Below are 564 nucleotides of genomic sequence, written 5' to 3'. Positions count from 1 at the left end.
ATCTGCATTGTCGCTGCAAGGCGGTAAAACAACGGAGCCCGACATCATTGAGTGGCCACGCGGTTCAAACATCAGTGCTTGTCGAATCCAATCATAATGCTCTAAGAAATACTGACGCTTTTCACTCATCGTGTTGCCCTCAAGTGGTGGAACACCACCAGCCACCAATCTCACTGGGTTTCCACAGGTATGGGCATCGATACAGAAAAAGGTTCCTTGTCTCATTTTTCTCTCCTTGCTGAAGAAATGGGTTGAATCGAACGAGCTTGATGTTATCGTAATGTAAAATATATTGTATACAATCTGCTTTTTCAAATGTGACTTGGAGCATATTCATGTTGGGTAAGGAAGAACTCAGAAATCAAAGCATCGCGGTTATAGGGGCGGGAATCATCGGTTTGTCGATTGGCTTAAAACTGCAACAGCAGGGGTATCGCGTCACCATTTTTGATCCGAATGGAGTGGGCAATGGGTGCTCGAAAGGTAATGCCGGGCACATCGCGACCGAGCAAGTTTTTCCTCTTGCCACGCCGGCCTTGATCCCTCAATTACCTAAGATAGATC

At 46.3% G+C, this 564-nt stretch carries 2 protein-coding genes; one reads left to right on the top strand and one right to left on the bottom strand.

Going from position 1 to position 564, the window contains the following annotated elements; translation table 11 throughout:
- The coding region (locus R8O11_RS30155) for a proline racemase family protein (protein ID WP_318195253.1) at window positions 1-225 on the bottom strand (225 nt) is incomplete at its 3' end.
- Window positions 226-335: 110 nt separating this feature from the next.
- Here R8O11_RS30155 and R8O11_RS30150 point away from each other — a divergent pair.
- Window positions 336-564 (top strand): FAD-dependent oxidoreductase (locus tag R8O11_RS30150; RefSeq protein WP_318195252.1); only part of this gene is annotated, 229 nt, incomplete at its 3' end.

It is taken from the genome of Vibrio sp. 1288, assembly GCF_033344475.1.
The sequence above is the reverse complement of the archived record's forward strand: the minus strand, read 5'-3'. Positions and strand labels throughout refer to the sequence as shown.